Annotated in this window: 16 protein-coding genes and 1 pseudogene; 9 read left to right on the top strand and 8 right to left on the bottom strand. The window is 68.2% G+C overall.

All coding sequences use genetic code 11. The annotated features are described in order from the left end of the window. Positions 1 to 6 precede the first annotated feature (6 nt). The 7 genes from H261_RS11080 to H261_RS11050 all read left to right on the top strand — a co-directional run bounded on the left by H261_RS11080 (position 7) and on the right by H261_RS11050 (position 7,130). Positions 7 to 789 carry a type III pantothenate kinase gene (locus H261_RS11080; protein WP_008617462.1) on the top strand — a complete coding sequence of 261 codons (783 nt, stop codon included), beginning with the start codon at positions 7 to 9 and terminating at the stop codon, positions 787 to 789. Further along, positions 786 to 2,435, top strand: coding sequence for a ribonuclease J (locus H261_RS11075; protein ID WP_008617461.1), 1,650 nt, complete (start codon positions 786 to 788; stop codon positions 2,433 to 2,435). The genes H261_RS11080 and H261_RS11075 overlap by 4 nt, the downstream gene beginning before the upstream one ends. 113 nt (positions 2,436 to 2,548) lie before the next feature. Beyond that, positions 2,549 to 3,031: a flavodoxin FldA gene (fldA, locus tag H261_RS11070; protein WP_008617460.1), complete on the top strand. Its 483-nt coding sequence runs from the start codon at positions 2,549 to 2,551 to the stop codon at positions 3,029 to 3,031. Then, entirely contained in the window at positions 3,028 to 3,396 is a 369-nt protein-coding gene (locus tag H261_RS11065; protein ID WP_052004229.1) for a DUF2023 family protein, read from the top strand. Before fldA ends, H261_RS11065 begins: the two co-directional genes overlap by 4 nt. A gap of 90 nt (positions 3,397 to 3,486) precedes the next feature. Continuing rightward, positions 3,487 to 5,544 (top strand): methyl-accepting chemotaxis protein, encoded by a 2,058-nt coding sequence (locus tag H261_RS11060; protein ID WP_008617458.1) that lies wholly within the window; start codon positions 3,487 to 3,489, stop codon positions 5,542 to 5,544. Positions 5,545 to 5,583: 39 nt separating this feature from the next. Then, positions 5,584 to 6,075, top strand: coding sequence for a molybdopterin-guanine dinucleotide biosynthesis protein B (gene mobB / locus H261_RS11055; protein WP_008617457.1), 492 nt, complete (start codon positions 5,584 to 5,586; stop codon positions 6,073 to 6,075). A gap of 419 nt (positions 6,076 to 6,494) precedes the next feature. Continuing rightward, positions 6,495 to 7,130, top strand: a complete 636-nt coding sequence (locus H261_RS11050; protein WP_008617456.1) for a response regulator — start codon at positions 6,495 to 6,497, stop codon at positions 7,128 to 7,130. 191 nt (positions 7,131 to 7,321) lie between these two features. On the opposite strand, the gene H261_RS11045 is transcribed toward H261_RS11050, so the two are convergent. The 8 genes from H261_RS11045 to H261_RS11010 are packed head-to-tail and all read right to left on the bottom strand — an operon-like array spanning position 7,322 to position 14,780. Then, positions 7,322 to 7,999, bottom strand: coding sequence for an ABC transporter ATP-binding protein (locus H261_RS11045; protein WP_008617453.1), 678 nt, complete (start codon positions 7,997 to 7,999; stop codon positions 7,322 to 7,324). Continuing rightward, positions 7,996 to 9,243, bottom strand: a complete 1,248-nt coding sequence (locus H261_RS11040; RefSeq protein ID WP_008617451.1) for an ABC transporter permease — start codon at positions 9,241 to 9,243, stop codon at positions 7,996 to 7,998. Before H261_RS11040 ends, H261_RS11045 begins: the two co-directional genes overlap by 4 nt. 13 nt (positions 9,244 to 9,256) lie before the next feature. After that, on the bottom strand, positions 9,257 to 10,264 hold the full coding sequence (locus H261_RS11035; protein WP_008617449.1) for an efflux RND transporter periplasmic adaptor subunit: 1,008 nt from the start codon (positions 10,262 to 10,264) through the stop codon (positions 9,257 to 9,259). 26 nt (positions 10,265 to 10,290) lie between these two features. Then, positions 10,291 to 11,610, bottom strand: a complete 1,320-nt coding sequence (gene bioA / locus H261_RS11030; protein ID WP_008617447.1) for an adenosylmethionine--8-amino-7-oxononanoate transaminase — start codon at positions 11,608 to 11,610, stop codon at positions 10,291 to 10,293. Then, entirely contained in the window at positions 11,607 to 12,227 is a 621-nt protein-coding gene (gene bioD / locus H261_RS11025; protein ID WP_008617438.1) for a dethiobiotin synthase, read from the bottom strand. Before bioD ends, bioA begins: the two co-directional genes overlap by 4 nt. Further along, positions 12,224 to 12,970, bottom strand: a complete 747-nt coding sequence (locus H261_RS11020; RefSeq protein WP_008617437.1) for a methyltransferase domain-containing protein — start codon at positions 12,968 to 12,970, stop codon at positions 12,224 to 12,226. The genes bioD and H261_RS11020 overlap by 4 nt, the downstream gene beginning before the upstream one ends. Next, the gene (locus H261_RS11015; protein ID WP_008617436.1) at positions 12,967 to 13,605 is read right to left on the bottom strand and encodes an alpha/beta fold hydrolase; all 639 of its coding nucleotides are present in this window, start codon (positions 13,603 to 13,605) and stop codon (positions 12,967 to 12,969) included. The genes H261_RS11020 and H261_RS11015 overlap by 4 nt, the downstream gene beginning before the upstream one ends. Beyond that, complete coding sequence (locus H261_RS11010) at positions 13,602 to 14,780, bottom strand: aminotransferase class I/II-fold pyridoxal phosphate-dependent enzyme (protein WP_008617435.1); 1,179 nt, start codon at positions 14,778 to 14,780, stop codon at positions 13,602 to 13,604. Before H261_RS11010 ends, H261_RS11015 begins: the two co-directional genes overlap by 4 nt. Before the next feature lie 121 nt (positions 14,781 to 14,901). Between H261_RS11010 and bioB the strand changes: the two genes are divergently transcribed. Together bioB and H261_RS23860 are read left to right on the top strand one after the other, a co-directional pair. After that, entirely contained in the window at positions 14,902 to 15,858 is a 957-nt protein-coding gene (gene bioB, locus H261_RS11005) for a biotin synthase BioB (protein WP_008617434.1), read from the top strand. A gap of 67 nt (positions 15,859 to 15,925) precedes the next feature. Continuing rightward, positions 15,926 to 16,272: pseudogene (locus H261_RS23860) on the top strand (endonuclease domain-containing protein); the annotation flags it as partial.

Below are 16,272 nucleotides of genomic sequence, written 5' to 3'. Positions count from 1 at the left end.
TTAGCCATGCTGTTGGCCATCGACTCGGGCAACACCAATATCGTCTTCGCCGTCTATGACGGCGACACCCTGCGCGGCGAGTGGCGCGCCTCGACGGATTCCGAGCGCACCGCCGACGAGCTGGGCGTGTGGCTCACCCAATTGCTGACCATCGAGGGGCTGAACCGCCTGGACATCTCGTCGGCGATCATCGCCAGCGTGGTGCCGGCCATGGTGTTCGGGCTGAAGACCCTGTGCCGCCGCTACTTCAAGTGCGAGCCGCTGGTGGTGGGCGACGAGGGCGTCGATCTCGGCCTCTCGATCCTGCTGGACCGCCCCGAGGAAGTGGGCGCCGACCGCCTGGTCAACGCCGTGGCGGCGCACAAATACTACAAGGGGCCGCTGATCGTCATCGATTTCGGCACCGCCACCACCTTCGACGTGGTGGACGCGGAGGGCAATTACTGCGGTGGGGCCATTTCGCCGGGTATCAACCTGTCGCTGGAGGCGCTGCACATGGCCGCCGCCAAGCTGCCGCGCGTCGCCATCGGCCGACCGCGCCAAGTGATCGGCCGGGCCACCGTGCCGGCCATGCAATCGGGGATCTTCTGGGGCTATGTCGGCCTGATCGAGGGATTGGTGAAGCGTATCAAGGAAGAGTTCGGCTCGGACATGCTGGTGGTGGCCACCGGCGGCCTGGCGCCGCTGTTCGCCGAGGCCACCAAGGTGATCAACGCGCTGGACGCCGATTTGACGCTGCGCGGCCTTTTGGAGATCAACCGCCGCAATACCGCCCCGGTGCGGGGATGAGCCAGGGCGAACTCATCTTCCTGCCGCTGGGGGGCGTCGGCGAGATCGGCATGAACCTGGCGCTGTACGGCTACGGCGGCCAGTGGCTGATGGTCGATTGCGGGGTATCCTTCGGCGACGAGACCATGCCCATGGTCGACGTGGTGATGGCCGATCCCGCCTGGATCGAGGAGCGCCGCGACAAACTGGCGGGCATCGTGGTGACCCACGGGCACGAGGACCATCTGGGCGCCATCCAGTATCTGTGGGACCGGTTGCGCTGCCCGGTGTGGGCGACGCCGTTCTCGGCCTCGATCCTCAAGGCCAAGCTGCACGAGACCGGCCTGCATGCCCAGGTGCCTCTCAACGTAGTTGAGTTGGGCTCGCGCTTCCCGGTGGGCCCGTTCGAGATCGAAATGATCTCCATGACTCATTCCATCCCCGAGCCGAACCTGCTGGCCATCCGCACGCCCTTGGGGACCATCGTCCATACCGGCGACTGGAAGTTCGATCCCGACCCGCTGCTCGGCCTGCCGGTGGATGCCGAGGCGCTGCGCCGGGTGGGCAAGGAAGGCGTCCTGGCCCTGATCGGCGATTCCACCAACGTCTTCACCAAGGGCCATTCCGGCTCGGAATCCCAGGTGCGCGGCAGCCTGATCGAGCTGCTGGGCCGCTTTCCGGGCCGCATCGCCGTGTCGTGCTTCGCCACCAACGTGGCGCGGCTGGAAAGCATCACCGTGGCGGCCATGGCCAACGACCGCAACGTCGCCCTGGTCGGCCGGAGCCTGTGGCGCATCGACAAGGCGGCGCGCGAGAACGGCTATCTCGCCGACCTGCCGCCCTTCCTCACCGAGCACGACGCCGCCTACCTGCCCAAGGACAAGGTGGTCTACATCTGCACCGGCAGCCAGGGCGAGCCGCGTGCCGCCCTGGCCCGCATCGCCTCGGGCGACCATCCCCACGTCAACTTGGGCAAGGGCGATGTCTGCATCTTCTCGTCGCGCATCATTCCCGGCAACGAGAAGGAAATCTTCAAGCTCCAGAACGATCTGGTCCGCCTGGGCGTCGAGGTGGTGACCGAGAAGGACGAGTTCGTCCACGTCTCCGGCCATCCGGCCCGCGAGGAGATGGAGGAACTGTACCGCCTGCTGCGGCCCCGCATCGCCGTGCCGGTGCACGGCGAGGCCCGCCACCTGCAGGAGCACGCCAGGCTGGCGCGGGCCTGCGGGGTGGAGGAGGCGGTGGAGACCGCCAACGGCGCCATGCTGCGCCTCGCTCCCGGCCCGGTGGAGGTAGTCGACCATGTACCGACCGGCAAGCTGTGCGTCGACGGGCCGCGCATCGTTCGCCTCGATTCCGAAATCCTGCGCAACCGCCGCCGCATGGTGTTCAACGGCTCGGCCGTGGTCACCGTGGTGCTCGACAAGGCCGGCAAGCTGCTGGGCGATCCGCAGTTGACGGCGCTCGGCCTGCTCGATTCCGGCCACGAGGCCGAGGAGCACGACACGGTGGTCGAGGCGGTTCGCGACGCCATCGAGGAATTGCCGCTCAAGGCGCGCCGCGACGACGGCGTGGTGCGTGAAGCCGCCCGGCTGGCGGTGCGCCGCTCGCTCAGGGACAGCCACGGCAAGAAGCCCATCACCGACGTGCATCTCGTCCGGGTCTGACGCGGACGGACGGTCAGCGCCGCTCGCGAGGAGCGGCCGTTGATCTGATGGCATTGCGACTGATTATCAATTGCGCTATCCTCTCCCGATTATGACAGGCCGGGAGCCGGGATATGAATGTGACCGTGATATTTGGTTCCGATTCGGGAGTCACCAAGGCGGTGGCCGCCACGATCGCCAAGAAGACGGGGGCGCGCCTCCTCGACGTCCAGGAGGCGCGGACCGCCGATTACGAGGGCTGCGACCTGCTGATCCTCGGCAGCCCGACCTATGGCATGGGGGAATTGCAGACTGACTGGGACCTCCATCTCAGCCAGTTGGAGGGAGCGGACCTTTCGGCCCGCAAGGTGGCCCTGTTCGGCACCGGTGACCAGATGACCTATCCCGACAGCTTCGTCGACGCCATGGGCATCCTGTACGACAAGGTGGTGTCCCAAGGCGCCGAGGTGGTCGGCTTCACCGACACGGTGGGCTATGACTTCACCGGTTCCACCGCCCTGAGAGGCGGCCGTTTCGTCGGCCTTGCCCTGGACGAGGACACCCAGTCCCATCTGACCAGCGCCCGTATCGACGACTGGCTGGGGCAATTGCGATGAAATCTCAGGTCATGGGCGACCTCGTCCACAGGCTTTACGAGTACCGCAAGGGCGTCCGCCAGCTGTTCATGATGACCATGACCGCCCAGGAGGCGGCCGCGGTCGTCACGCGGCTGCGGACGGAAACCATCGAACACCACGCCCAGCCGGTCAGTCCGCGGAAGGTCAACGTCTTCTTCGGCCGGGGGGCCTGCGTCGAACTGGTGCGCCACATGGTCACCAAGCCGCTGTGCCGCCTGACGCCCGAGGAGGATTTCATCCTGGGTACCCTGCTGGGCTATGACCGTGAACAGCAATGCCAGCGGTTCCTGTCCATGACGAAGGGGGGGCGGGGGATGGCCGAGGGGCGGGCGGCACGGGCCTGAGTCATCAAACCGTCATCGTGCTGACACGGAAGAGTCCCGCTTGGTCCTTATGATCCCGCCCGGGGGAAGGGGGATCACAGACCGAAGGACATGACCGTGAATCAGGATGCCGCGACCGTCGATACCCCGGGGATTGGTTTCCAGGTCCGGGGCGGGTTGAGGGAAGGCTGGGCCAGCGGGGAACTGCCCTTCCTGGCCGATCTGCCCATCCGGGGCCGTTTCGTCCTGCTGGTGATCCTGGCCCTGGTCGCCTCGGTGGTGTTCGGCAGCGTGTATCTGGCCGCCGGCCAGCGCATCGAGGCCATGTTGCAGGCTCAGGATTCCTACCGCCGCCTCAACGATCTGGCCGGCGACGTGCGGGCCCGTTCGGCGGCGGCCCAGAACCTGATGGAAATATTCAGCCGCGAGCACGAGGCCGGGGTGGCCGAGGCGCTCAACCGCGACCTGGGGCAGATCCGCGAGCGGCTGGACGCGGTGGCCGAATTGTCGGCGGGCGGTCCCATGGCCCAGGCGGTGGGCGAGGCCCAGGTGGGGGTCGAGGCCATCGCCCTGTCCTTCGCCCGGCTGGAAGGCGAGATGACCCATCTCGGCCTGTCGCCCCAGTCCGGGCTGCGGGCCCGCCTCGACGAATCGACACGTGCGGTGGAGCGGGAGCTGGCCATGTGGCCGGCCTCGGCGCCGCTGTCGCTGGCCATGACCAGGATGCGGCTTGCCGAGCGCGACTTCATGCTGGACGGCCAGGACGGCGCCCTGGGCCGCCACCGGGCCGCCGCCGGGCAGCTGGACATCGCCTTGGATTCCTCGGCGCTGCCCAATTCCACCCGCGACGACCTGCGCCGTCTGACCGCCGACTATGGCGACGAACTGGAGGCCTTCGCCACCGGGACCCAGGCGGTCCGGCGGGAACTGGCCGAAGTGCGCGCCGGGTTCCAGGCCCTGCAGCCGGTGATGCAGCGGGTGCTGGCCTTCGCCCGCGAGGGCATGGCCGAGGCCATCGCCGCCCAGGAGGCCGAGCGCCGCGCCACCGGACGGCAGGTGGCCCTGGTGGGCCTGCTGGCCGGGCTGTCGTTCCTGGCCGCCTGTCTGGTCATCGCCCATTCCATCACCCGGCCGGTGCGGCTGATCCAGACGGCCATGGAGCGCCTGTCCCACGGCGATCACGCGGTGGCGGTACCGGGCACCGGGCGCCGGGACGAGATCGGCGACATGGCGCGCGCCGTGGGGGTGTTCAAGGAAAACGCCATCGCCATGGTCCGGCTGCAGGCGGAGCAGCACTCCATCCGCGCCCAGGCCGATGCCGCCAACCGCGCCCATCTGCTGGCCCTGGCCGAGGGCTTCGAGCAGGCGGTGAAGAGCACCGCCGGTCTGGTTGCCTCCAACGCGGTGGGTATCCGCGACACCGCCGAGCGCATGACCTCGGGCTCCGGCAGTGGCCGCAACAGCGCCCTGGCGGTGGCCGAGGCGGCCCGCCAGTGCCGCGCCACGGTCCGCGCGGTGGCCGAGGCCACCGGCGAACTGGGCGGTTCGGTGCGCGAGATTTCCGCCGGCGCCGAGGGGGCGGCGGCCCTCGCCCAGGATGCGGTCGCCCGCCTGGCCTCCACCACCGGGCGGATCGGGAGCCTGTCCCAGGTGGCCGGGCAGATCGGTCGGGTGGTGACCATGATCGAGGAGATCGCCCAGCGCACCAACATGCTGGCGCTCAACGCCACCATCGAGGCCCAGCGGGCCGGCGAGGCGGGCAAGGGCTTCGCCGTGGTGGCGGGCGAGGTCAAGCATCTCGCCCACCAGACGGCCCGCTCGACCCGCGAGATCGCCTCCCAGGTGGCCGAGATCCAGGGCGCCACCGCCGACACCGCCTCGGCCATCGACGATATCGGCGAGGCCATCCTGAGCCTGGACCGCATCGCCGCCGAGATGGCGGACGCGGCGGCCCGCCAGCGCCAGCTGACCGGCCGGATCGAACGCTGCGTCGAGGAGATGGACGGCGATGCCGCCGTGGTGGGCGACGGCGTCGTCTCGGTGACCCAGGCGGCGGTGCGCTATTGCGGGGCGGCCGTCCGGGTGATCTGGGCGGCCAAGGACCTGTCCCGCCCGGCCACCGCCCTGAACCACGAGGTGGATGCCTTCCTGGCCACGGTCAGACGATAGACACTTGCCCATGGCGGCCGGTTTGATAGGCTGGCCGCCATGAAAGTCTTCGGAATCGCCGGCTGGAGCGGTAGCGGCAAGACCACCCTGCTGACCCGGCTGATCCCGGCGCTGGTCCAGGCCGGCATCAGGGTCGCCACGGTCAAGCACACCCATCACGACCCCGCCGTCGGTGACGAGGAATGCCGGGCGCTGGCCCGGGCCGGGGCGATGGAATGCGTGGTGGCCTCGCCTCGCCGCTTCGCCCTGGTCCACGAGATACACCTGGATGACGCCGAACCGCCCCTCGACTGGCTGATGGGACGCTTCGCCGGCATCGACCTGCTGCTCATCGAGGGCTACAAATGGGCGTCCCACCCCAAGCTGGAAGTGTGGAACCCGTCGCTGGGCAAGTCCATGCTGGCCCCCGCCGAATCCAGCATCGTCGCCCTGGCCTCCGACCAGCCGGTGGCCACCGTCGCGTTGCCGCAATTTCATCGCGACGATATCGCAGGCATTGCCGCCTATATTTGCCAGTATTGCCGGATTTGATCCGAGATCATCGGCCAAGGTCAAAGACCTAACCGTTAGCATAATAAGCTTATCTGAAGAAACTACCGGAAAAGATATGGCAACATCCTATTGCAATAGGGTGTCCGCCCGATGGCGGGCGCCTATGCATTCCGACAGATTCAACTTATGCTGATAAATATGATTTATGCCCAGGAGTGGTATTTTATATTGGCGAATATCTGTCATGCTCTTGCATATCCGCCGTTGCTCCCTGGATCAAAGCATGATTAAAGTATTACGGGTTTTGGGGTTTGCCGGTGGGCCGGGTTCGCCTTGGGGGCGGCACGGTGACCGGAGGGAAAATGTGGTTCGCGCCAACTGTGCGGCGCAACTCCCGCGTGGTTCGGCCGAGGGGTTCGGCTGAGCCGGGCGGCTGAATTTTTTGGGGATTTTGCGCAATGAAGGTTCTTCTTGCCGACGATCATGCGTTGTTCCGCGAAGGCGTGCGCATGGTTCTGGAAAGTCTGTCCAACGAGCCTCTCGACATCATCGAGGCCAGCGACTTCACCCAGGTGCTCAGCCTGGTGCGTGGCGGCGGCGATTTCGACGTGGCGCTGCTGGACCTCGCCATGCCGGGAATGGATGGCTTTTCCGCCATCGGTGCCGTACGGCGCTCGGCTCCCGACGTCTACCTGGTGGTGGTCTCCGCCTCGGAGGAGCCGCAGACGGTCAGAAAGGCGCTGGATAGCGGCGCCCACGGCTATATCTGCAAGTCGGCGGGCAGCGCCTCCATGATGGCCGGCATCCGCTCGGTGCTGGAGGGCGACACCTTCGTCAGCCCCCATATCGTGGTTCCCGATTCCCCCGCTCCGGCGGCCGGCGATATCAATGGCGAGCAGTTGCACTCCTTGTTGACGCCGCGTCAGCGCGATGTGCTGGCCATGCTGCGCCAGGGCAAGTCCAACAAGGAAATCGCCCGCGATCTCAATCTGGCCGAGATCACGGTGAAGCTGCACGTCACCGCCATCCTGCGGGCCTTGGGCTGCGAGAACCGCACCCAGGCGGCCATCCTCGCCGCCAAGATGGGGGTCTGACCCCTTTCTCGGCCGATAGCGGGCAGAAGGCCCGCTCACCCCGGACAGACCTAGCTAGAGCGCTGAGCCTCATATTTGAGGCGCGGTGCTCATGCGAGCATTGAGCGAGCGGCCAAGGGCGCGGAGGCGCCCGCCCGGCGAGGGCAAAACAAATAAAGCTAAAGCGTGATGCACATTTAAGGCATCACGCTTTAATCGACGATCCGCCCGTCCACCAGATGGATGCGGCGGTCGGCGGTCCGCGCCAGCTCCGCGTCGTGGGTGACGACCACCACGGTACGGTTCTGGCGGTGGGCGAGGTCGCGGAACAGCTCGAACACCAGATGGGCGGTGCGGGTGTCCAGATTGCCGGTGGGTTCGTCGGCCAGGACCAGCGGCGGGTCGTTGGCCAATGCCCGGGCGATGGCCACCCGCTGCCGCTGGCCGCCCGACAGCTGGTCGGGGTACTTGCGCCGGTGGTCGGCCAGTTCCAGCGAGTCCAGCAGTTCGGCGGCCCGCTTGCGTGCCTGTGAATCGCTCAAGGCTCCCAGGCGGCGGATGGGAATCTCCACATTGGCCTGGCAGGTGAATTCCGGCAGCAGGAAGTGGAACTGGAAGACGAAGCCGATGGAGGCCAGTCGCAGTTCCGCCATGGCGTCGGGCGACAGGCCGGCGGTATCCCGGCCCTGCAGCCATACCGAGCCGCAGGTCGGCACGTCGAGCAACCCCAGCAGATAGAGCAGCGACGACTTGCCCGAGCCCGACGGCCCGGTCACCGCCACGAACTCGCCCCGGTTGACGGTCAGGTCGATGTCGCGCACCAGGGTGACCGGCACCGGGCCGGGCAGTTCGCGGGTGACGTTGCGGGCCTGGATGGCCGTCTCCGTCATCCCGCCCCCCTGACGATGTCCACCGGATTGAGGCGCGAGGCGCGGCGCGCCGGCACCCAGGCGGCCAGGGTGGCCGAGGCGATGGCCATGGCGGCGCTGATGGCGTAGTGCTTGGGCGTGCGGTAGAGCACGAAGCCCTGGGCCTTGACGAAGCCTTCCATCTGGAAGTCCAGCGAGGCCATGAACTCGATCAGCCCCCAGCCCATCAGCCAGCCAATCACCGTGCCGATCATGCCGACGATGAGCCCTTCCATGACGAAGATGCGGCGGATGTCCTTGTCCCGGAAGCCCATGGATTTCAGGATGCCGATATCCCTGGTCTTCTCGAACACCACGGTGGAGATCACGTTGAAGATGCCGAAGCAGGCGACGATCAGGATGGCGCTGACCGTGGAATACATGATGGCGTTCTGGATGACGAAGATGCCGAGCACGTTGCGCGACTGCTCCATCCAGGGCTCGGAACGGTAGCCGAACTGGCGTTCGATGGCGGCGGCCAGGGGGCCGGCCTGCTCCACGTCGTCGAGCCGCACGTTGAGGCGGTTGATGACGTTGGGGCGGTTCTGCAGCACCTGCGCCTTCTTCAGCAGGGTATAGGTCTCGAAATTGTCCATCAGGGTGATGTTGCTGCGGAAGATTCCCACCACCTTCATCTTCAGCACCACGCCCACCGGCGAGACGGCGGAGATCAGGTCGTCCTTGCGGATGCCCGCCTTGCCGGCGATGCCCTCGCCGATGATGATGGCGTTGGACGTGGTGTAGAGCGCGTCCAGCGAACCCGACAGCAGGTCCTTTTCCAGATGGGTGACGTGGCGCTCGCGCTCGGGCTGGATGCCGGTGACGTTGACCGACACGTCCTTGCCGCCGAAGCGCAGCAGCAGGTTGCCCGAGAGCGCCGGGGCCACGTGGATTCCCGGCATTTCCTCCAGGGTGGCCAGCATGTTGCGGGCGCCCCTGATGCCGCGCACCTCCTCGCGGGGCTTGAGGCCGCGCAAGCTCACGGCACCAAAGGGATAGGCCCGCTCCACCGCCTGCCTGGGGGCGGCGCGCACCTCGTCCTTGACGATGACGTGGGGCTGCACGTCGATGATGCGCGCGATGAAGTCACGCTGGAAGCCCTGCATCATGGCCGAGATGCCGATGAAGAAGGCGACGCCCAGCGCGACGCCCAGCAGCGAGACCAGGGTCTGGCGCCGCCGGTGGCGCAGGTGCTGGAGCGCGATGGACAGGCCGAGCGGCAGCACCGGCGGACCCTCCCTATTTCGCCCGGACGCGGTCGCCGGCCTTCAGCCCGGCGGGGGGCGAGGCGATGATGGGCTGTCCCGGTTCCAGCCCGCCGGTGATCTCCACCTGGGTGCGGCCACGGATGCCGGTCTCGAGCGCCAGGGGGACGGCGCGCCCGTCCTTCACCGCCAGCACCGTGTTATCCCTGAGCGCGGTGACGGGGACCAGCAGGGCATCGGCATGCTCGGCGGTGATGATGTTGATCTCGGTGGTCATCCCCACCAGCAGCGGCGTGTCGTCGGGCAGCACCACCCGGACGCGGAAGGTCTTGTTGACCGGATCGCCCTTGGGCGTGATGCGGTCCACTTTGGCCTCCAGCACCTTCTGGGCGAAGGCGTCGGCCTTGATCAGCACCTTCTGGCCGGTTTTCACCCGGGCGATGTCCTCCTCGTCCACCTCGGCGGTGATACGCAAGGGACGCGGCGCGCCGACCCAGAACAGGGTATCCTTGACTTCGGCCAGTTCGCCGATTTCGCCGTCGCGCTTGAGAACCATGCCGTCCATGGGCGAGGCGACCAGCAGGTCGCTGCGTTTCTGCCGGGCGGCATCGATGGCGGCGGTGACCTGATTGTATTCGCTGCGGGCCTTCTGGGTGGCCTCGGTGGAGCGGTAGCCGCGTTCGGTCAGCGTGGCCGAGCGGTTCATCTCTTCCCGCCAATAGGCGGCCTTGGCCTCCAGTTCGCTGATTTTGGCCCGCGCCTCGCGGTCGTCCAGGCGGGCCAGGGGCTGGCCCTCCTTTACCATGTCGCCTTCGAAGGCCAGGATCTCGGCGATACGCCCCGGCACCACCGGGGCGATGCGGGCCCACTTCTCGGCCTCCACCGTGCCGGTGGCGTAGATGGCCTCCACCGCCGGGCCGCGCCGGGGCGGAATCAGGTCGACCTCGGGGGCGGCCATGCGCCACCACCACCAGCCGCCGCCGATGGCGAGACCGAGCAGGATCAGCAGCAGGGGGAGTTGGCGGATAAGGCGCTTCGGCATGGGACCGCCATCATACGCGAAGAGGGCTATTTGACCAATTGGCGCAGCACCTCGTCCACCGCATCCCAGGCCCGTCCCAGCTCGGCGTCGGTGATGCAGTAGGGCGGCAGCAGGTAGAGCACGTTGCCCAAGGGGCGCAGCAGCAGGCCGCGCTCCAGGAAGGCGGCCTTCATCTTGGGGCCGATGCCGGCCTCGTAGCCCTTGCCGCCTCCGATGACGTCCAGCGCCGCGACGGTGCCGGTCAGGCGGGCATGGGCGACGTTGGGCAGGGATTTGAGTCCGTCGAGGCGGCTGCGGTGGATGGCCTCGATGGCCTTGATGCGCTCCTGGCAGGCCGGGCCTTCCAGCAGGTCCAGCGAAGCCAGGCCGGCGGCGCAGCCGATGGGATTGGCGGTGTAGGAATGGCCGTGCAGGAAGGCGCGCGACAGGTCCTGGCCCAGGAAGGCCTCGAAGATGCCGTCGCGGGCCACGGTCATGGACAGCGGCAGGAAGCCGCCGGTCAACCCCTTGGACAGGCAGATCAGGTCCGGGGTGATCCCCGCCTTGGCGCAGGCGAAGATGTCGCCGGTGCGCCCGAAGCCGGTCATCACCTCGTCGAGGATCAGGAGCGAGCCGGCGTCGCGCACCTTGGCCTCCAGCATCCTCAGGAATTCGGGGCGGCACATGCGCATGCCGCTGGCGCCCTGGATCAGCGGTTCGATGATCACCGCCGAGACGCGGTCGGGATTGGTGGCGAACACCATGTCGATGGCGTCCAGCGCCGCCTGCTCCTTGTCCTCCACCCCGGTATCGCCGTCCCAGGTCTCGGGGAAGGGTACCGTCTGCACCGGGAACAGCATGTCCTTCCAGGCGCTGAAATAGCCCGAGGAATGCCCCGCCGACATGGCGCCCGCCGTGTCGCCGTGATAGCCGCCCTCGAAGGCGATGTAGGTGGAGCGGTGCTGGCCCTGGTTGCGCCAGTACTGGTGCGCCAGCTTCAGCGCTACCTCCACGGCGGTGGAGCCGTCGTCGGAATAGAACACCCGGTTGAGATCGCCGGGCAGGCGCTTGCACACCCGGTGGGCCAGGCGGGCGGCGGGCTCGTGGGTGAAGTCGGCGAAGATCACCTGTTCCAGCCGTCCGGTCTGGTCGGCCACCGCCTGGACGATGGCCGGGTGGGCGTGGCCGTGCAGGTTGACCCACCACGACGACACCATGTCCAGGTACTCGCGCCCGTCGGCGGCGAAGATGGTGGCGCCCCGGGCGCCCAGCGCCAGGATGGCCGGCCGGGCGGTGCCCGCCTGGGTGAAGGGATGCCAGACATGGCGGGCGTCGAGAGCCCGAAGATCGTCATAGGACAGGGTCATGGTTCACCCGGACAGCTGAAAGTGGGCGGGGGCAGGCCGGCGATGGCGGCGGCGGTGACGGCGGGCAGGGGCTGGATCGCGGCCAGGACCCGCACGCTGCCGAAATGCTCGATGGCCTGGCGGTTGGCGGGGTTCTCCTGGCCGTTCATCACCACGCCCAGGATGGAAATCTCGCGGCGGCGCAGCATCTCGAGCGTCATCAGGGTATGGTTGATGGTGCCCAGGCCGGACCGCGCCACCACCAGAACCGGCAAGGCGAGGCGCTCCATCAGGTCGATCATCAGCGCCGTCTCGTTGATGGGCACCATCACGCCGCCGGCCCCTTCGACCACCAGGGGGCGTCCGCTGGCCGGCGGCGGGAGGAGGGCGGAGAGATCGATGCGCGTCTTTTCGCGCTGCGCCGCCTCGTGGGGCGACAGCGGGGCGGGCAGCACCACCGCCGAGGGAAGGATGCGGGCGGCGGGGGCGAGGCGGGCCACGGAGTCGAAATCGGTGCCCTGCTCCGAACCGGTCTGGATTGGCTTCCAGTAATCGGCTCGCCAATGCTGGGCCAGCCAGGCCGACACCAGGGTCTTGCCCACGTCGGTATCGGTGCCGGTGACGAAGACGCCTCTCATGCCCCATCCTCGCGACGGTAATCCAGCAGCAGAATGTCCCAGGTGATGGCGCAGGGGCTCCCCATGTCCTTGATGATGCGCCGGACCTCGCCCGGTGACAACGGGGTATGGCCGGGTTTGGGGGTCTGGGCGCCCAGGGCCTGCAGGGACAGCAGGAAGGTGCGGGCGTCCCTGTAATGCAGGGTCAGGGGGCGGGCGTCTACCTCGGCGCCGGGCAGCAGGGCGGCCAGCGCTTCCGCCTCGGGATAATCGGGCACGCCGGATTCCAGGCCCAGCGCCCGATGGGCGTCCTTCCACTGGGCGAAGGTGGCGGCGCCCAGGGTGGTGAGCAGCAGCCGCCCGCCGGGAGCCAGCAATCCCGCCAGCCGGGCCAGGGTGCCGGGCAGGTCGGTGAACCATTGCGCCGCCAGCGACGAGGCGATCAGGTCGAACGGCCCCGCCACGTCCGGCGCTTCGGCGTCCATCACCGCGCAGGAGATGGCGGGCAGGGCGGCGCCGGCCGCCGCGACCATCGCCGGGCTGAGGTCGGTGGCGAGGATGGCGGACCCGGCGGGCAGGGCGGCGGCCAGCCGGCGGGTCAGCAGCCCGGTGCCGCAGCCCAGTTCCAGCACCCGCGGCGGAACGGCGACGGTTCCCAGCCGCTCCACCAGGCAATCGGCGGCCCAGACCTGGGCGCGGGCGGCGCTTTCATAGGTGGCGGCGGCGGCCGAGAAGGCGCCGGCGATGGTCTTCTTGCGGCTCATGCCTCCAGCCTCGCCGCGAACAGGCGCACCTGGGTCGCCAGCCAGTCGGGATGGGTGAGCGGCAGCAGATGCCCGGCGCCTTCCACCAGGGTCAGGGTCTCGGGGGCGAAACTGGCCAGGCTCATGGCCTGGGGCACGATGGGGTCGTTGGTCCCCGCCAGGGCGAGAACCGGGCAGGGCAGCATCCTCAGCGCGGTGCGTTCGTCGCACTTGGCCAGCCAGGCCAGTTCATCCTTCAGGGGCGCGGCATCGATGCCCGAGGTATCGGGGGATTCGACGCCGCAGCGCGCCAGGAAATCGGCGGCGACTTGCTGGGGAGCCTCGTCGCAGCGGGCCAGCATGCGTTCCACCAGACGGGGCGGCACGCCGTCCACGAAGGTGGGCGAGCGGGTGAAGCGGGGAAAGGCGTTGACCGCCAGCACTCCCGCCCAGGGCCGGGGAATGTTGGCCAGCGCCCAGGCCAGCCCCATGGAATGGGCGAGGACCAGCGGGCGCGGCACCTTGGGCCGCTTCGGCGTGCCGTAAAAGCCCATGTCGATGCAATCGCCGCGAAAATCGGGCAGGCGGTCCAGCACTGGCATCCAGAACCCGGCGTTGAAGCCCCAGCCGTGCACGGCCAGCAGCGGCGCCGTCACTTGGCGGCCTCCACGCTGTCCAGGATGGCGGCCAGCAGCCGCTCGATGTCGGCATCGGTATGGACCGCCGACAGGGCGAAGCGGATACGGCTGGTGCCGGGCGGCACGGTGGGCGGACGGATGGCGATGCCCAGCAGGCCCCGGTCCTCCAGCGCCTTGGCGAGGTCCAGGGTGCGCCGCTCGTCGCCGAGGATCAGCGGTACGATCTGGCAGGCCGAGGGGCCGGTATCCAGCCCCGCCGCCCGCATTCCGTCGCGCAGGTGGCGCGCCATCAGCTGCAGCCGGGTACGCTCGCCTTCCATGCGCGGCACCAGGTCCATGGCGGCGTCGATGGCGCCCAGCACGGCAGGTGGCAGGCCGGTGGCGTAGATCAGGCCCGAGGCGCGGTTGATCAGGTAGTGGCGCAGCCGGGCCGAGCAGGCCACATAGGCGCCGAAGCTGCCCATACCCTTGGAGAAGGTGCCCATGGCGATGTCGGCCCCCATGCCGGGCGACAGGCCGAAGCCCTGGGGCCCCAGCACGCCGGTGGCGTGGGCCTCGTCCACGTAGAGAAAGGCGTTCCAGCGCTGGGCCAGGGCGGCGAGGGCCTTCATGTCGCTGACGTCGCCGTCCATGGAGAACACCGTCTCGGTGACGATGAAGCGTGGTCCCGGCTTGCCGGCATGGGCCTTGAGCAGGCTTTCCAGGTGGCCGAGGTCGTCGTGGCGGTAGCGGTGGCGCCGCACCCCCGACAGTTCCAGTCCGGCATGCAGGCTGGCATGGACCAGCTTGTCGGCGAACACCACCGGCTCGGCGCCCCACAGGGCCTTGTCCAGCAGGGCGGGCAGGACCGAGGCGTTGCACTGCCAGCCGCTGGCCAGGATCAGGGCGGCCTCGGTCTGCTTGGCCCGCGCGATCTTGGCCTCCAGCGCCTCGACGGCGGCGAGGTGGCCGGTGACCAGGCGCGAGGCGCCCGAGCCGGCGCCGTATTCGTTCAGCCAGCGCCGCGAGCGCTCGACCACCTCGGGGTGGCGGGACAGGCCCAGATAGTCGTTGGACGAGAAGTTGATGAGTTCGCGCCCGCCCACCCGGACGCGTCCGGCCGGCAAAGGGTCCACCGGGCGCAGGACCCGCCGCCGCCCGGCCTGGTCCAGGCCGTCGAGGAAGGTTCCGATGCTGTCGTCCAAGCCCATCATCACCGCGACTTGATAGAGGGTTTTCGCTCCTGTTGCAAAGGGCGCATGCGGGGGACTACATTGCGGCCCCCGCGACGCATCATAAGAGGACACGGCGGTGACGGCTCAGGCAGCAGTGGAAATGACGGCGAAGGACGACGGGCTCCGGCACGACTGGAGCACCGAGGAGATCGAGGTGCTGTTCGCGCTTCCCTTCAACGACCTGATGTTCGAGGCGCAGAAGGTCCATCGCGCCCATTTCGACGCCAACCGCGTCCAGGTGTCGCGCCTGATCTCCATCAAGACCGGCGCCTGCCCCGAGGATTGCTCCTACTGTCCGCAGAGCGCCCATTACGCCACCGGCCTGGAAAAGGAAAAGCTGCTGGCCGTGGAGGAGGTGGTCGAATCCGCCCGCCAGGCCAAGGAGGAGGGCGCCTCGCGCTTCTGCATGGGTGCCGCCTGGCGCGGCCCCAAGGGCGATGATTTCGAGGTGGCGGTGGCCATGATCGAGGGCGTCAAGGCGCTGGGCATGGAAACCTGCGCCACCTTCGGCCTGCTGGACAAGTGGCAGGCCCAGCGCCTGAAGGAGGCCGGCCTCGACTACTACAACCACAACATCGACACCAGCCCCGAGCACTATTCCGAGGTGATCACCACCCGGACCTTCCAGGACCGTCTGGATACCTTGGACGTGGTTAGGGACGCCGGGCTGCACGTCTGCTCGGGCGGCATCGTCGGCCTGGGCGAGACGCGCACCGACCGCGCCCGCATGATCCAGACCCTGGCCAACATGCCCAGGCATCCCGACAGCGTGCCGATCAACCTGCTGATCCCCATCCAGGGCACCCCCCTGGCCGATGCCGCCCGTCCCGATTCCTTCGACTTCATCCGCACCATCGCCGTGGCGCGCATCACCATGCCGAAATCCTTCGTCCGCCTGTCGGCCGGCCGGGAAGGCATGAGCGAGGAGATGCAGTCCCTGTGCTTCCTGGCCGGGGCCAATTCGGTGTTCTGCGGCCAGAAGCTGCTGACCGCCAAGAACGCCGCGCCGGGTCAGGACAAGAGCCTGTTCGGCAAGCTGGGTCTCAAGCCCATGTAGGGATGGGGAGGACAGGGCAACTCCCTCCCCCGGCTTGCCGGGGGAGGGTTGGGGAGGGGGCAATTCCATGGCGAGATTGTCACCCGGCCTGCGCAAGCGGGCCCGCGTCTTGCGCTCCGAACCTACCGAGGCCGAGAAGCGTCTGTGGCGCCTGCTGCGGCGCGACGCCCTGGGAGGGTTCCGCTTCCGCCGCCAGCACCCGGTTGCGCCGTATATCCTGGATTTCGCCTGCGTGGCGGCCCGTCTGGTGGTGGAGGCCGATGGCGGCCAGCACTGCGGCAGTCTTCACGACCGCGAGCGTGATGCTTTTCTCGAATAGGCGGGATGGCGGGTGCTGCGTTTCTGGAACAACGAGATTTTCGAAAACGAAGAAGGTGTTCTCGGACGGATTCTCGAGGTATTGCGGGAGCGATG

Source organism: Paramagnetospirillum caucaseum, from assembly GCF_000342045.1.
In the GTDB taxonomy this organism is placed as follows: domain Bacteria; phylum Pseudomonadota; class Alphaproteobacteria; order Rhodospirillales; family Magnetospirillaceae; genus Phaeospirillum; species Phaeospirillum caucaseum.
This window is presented reverse-complemented; position numbering and strand designations above follow the sequence as displayed.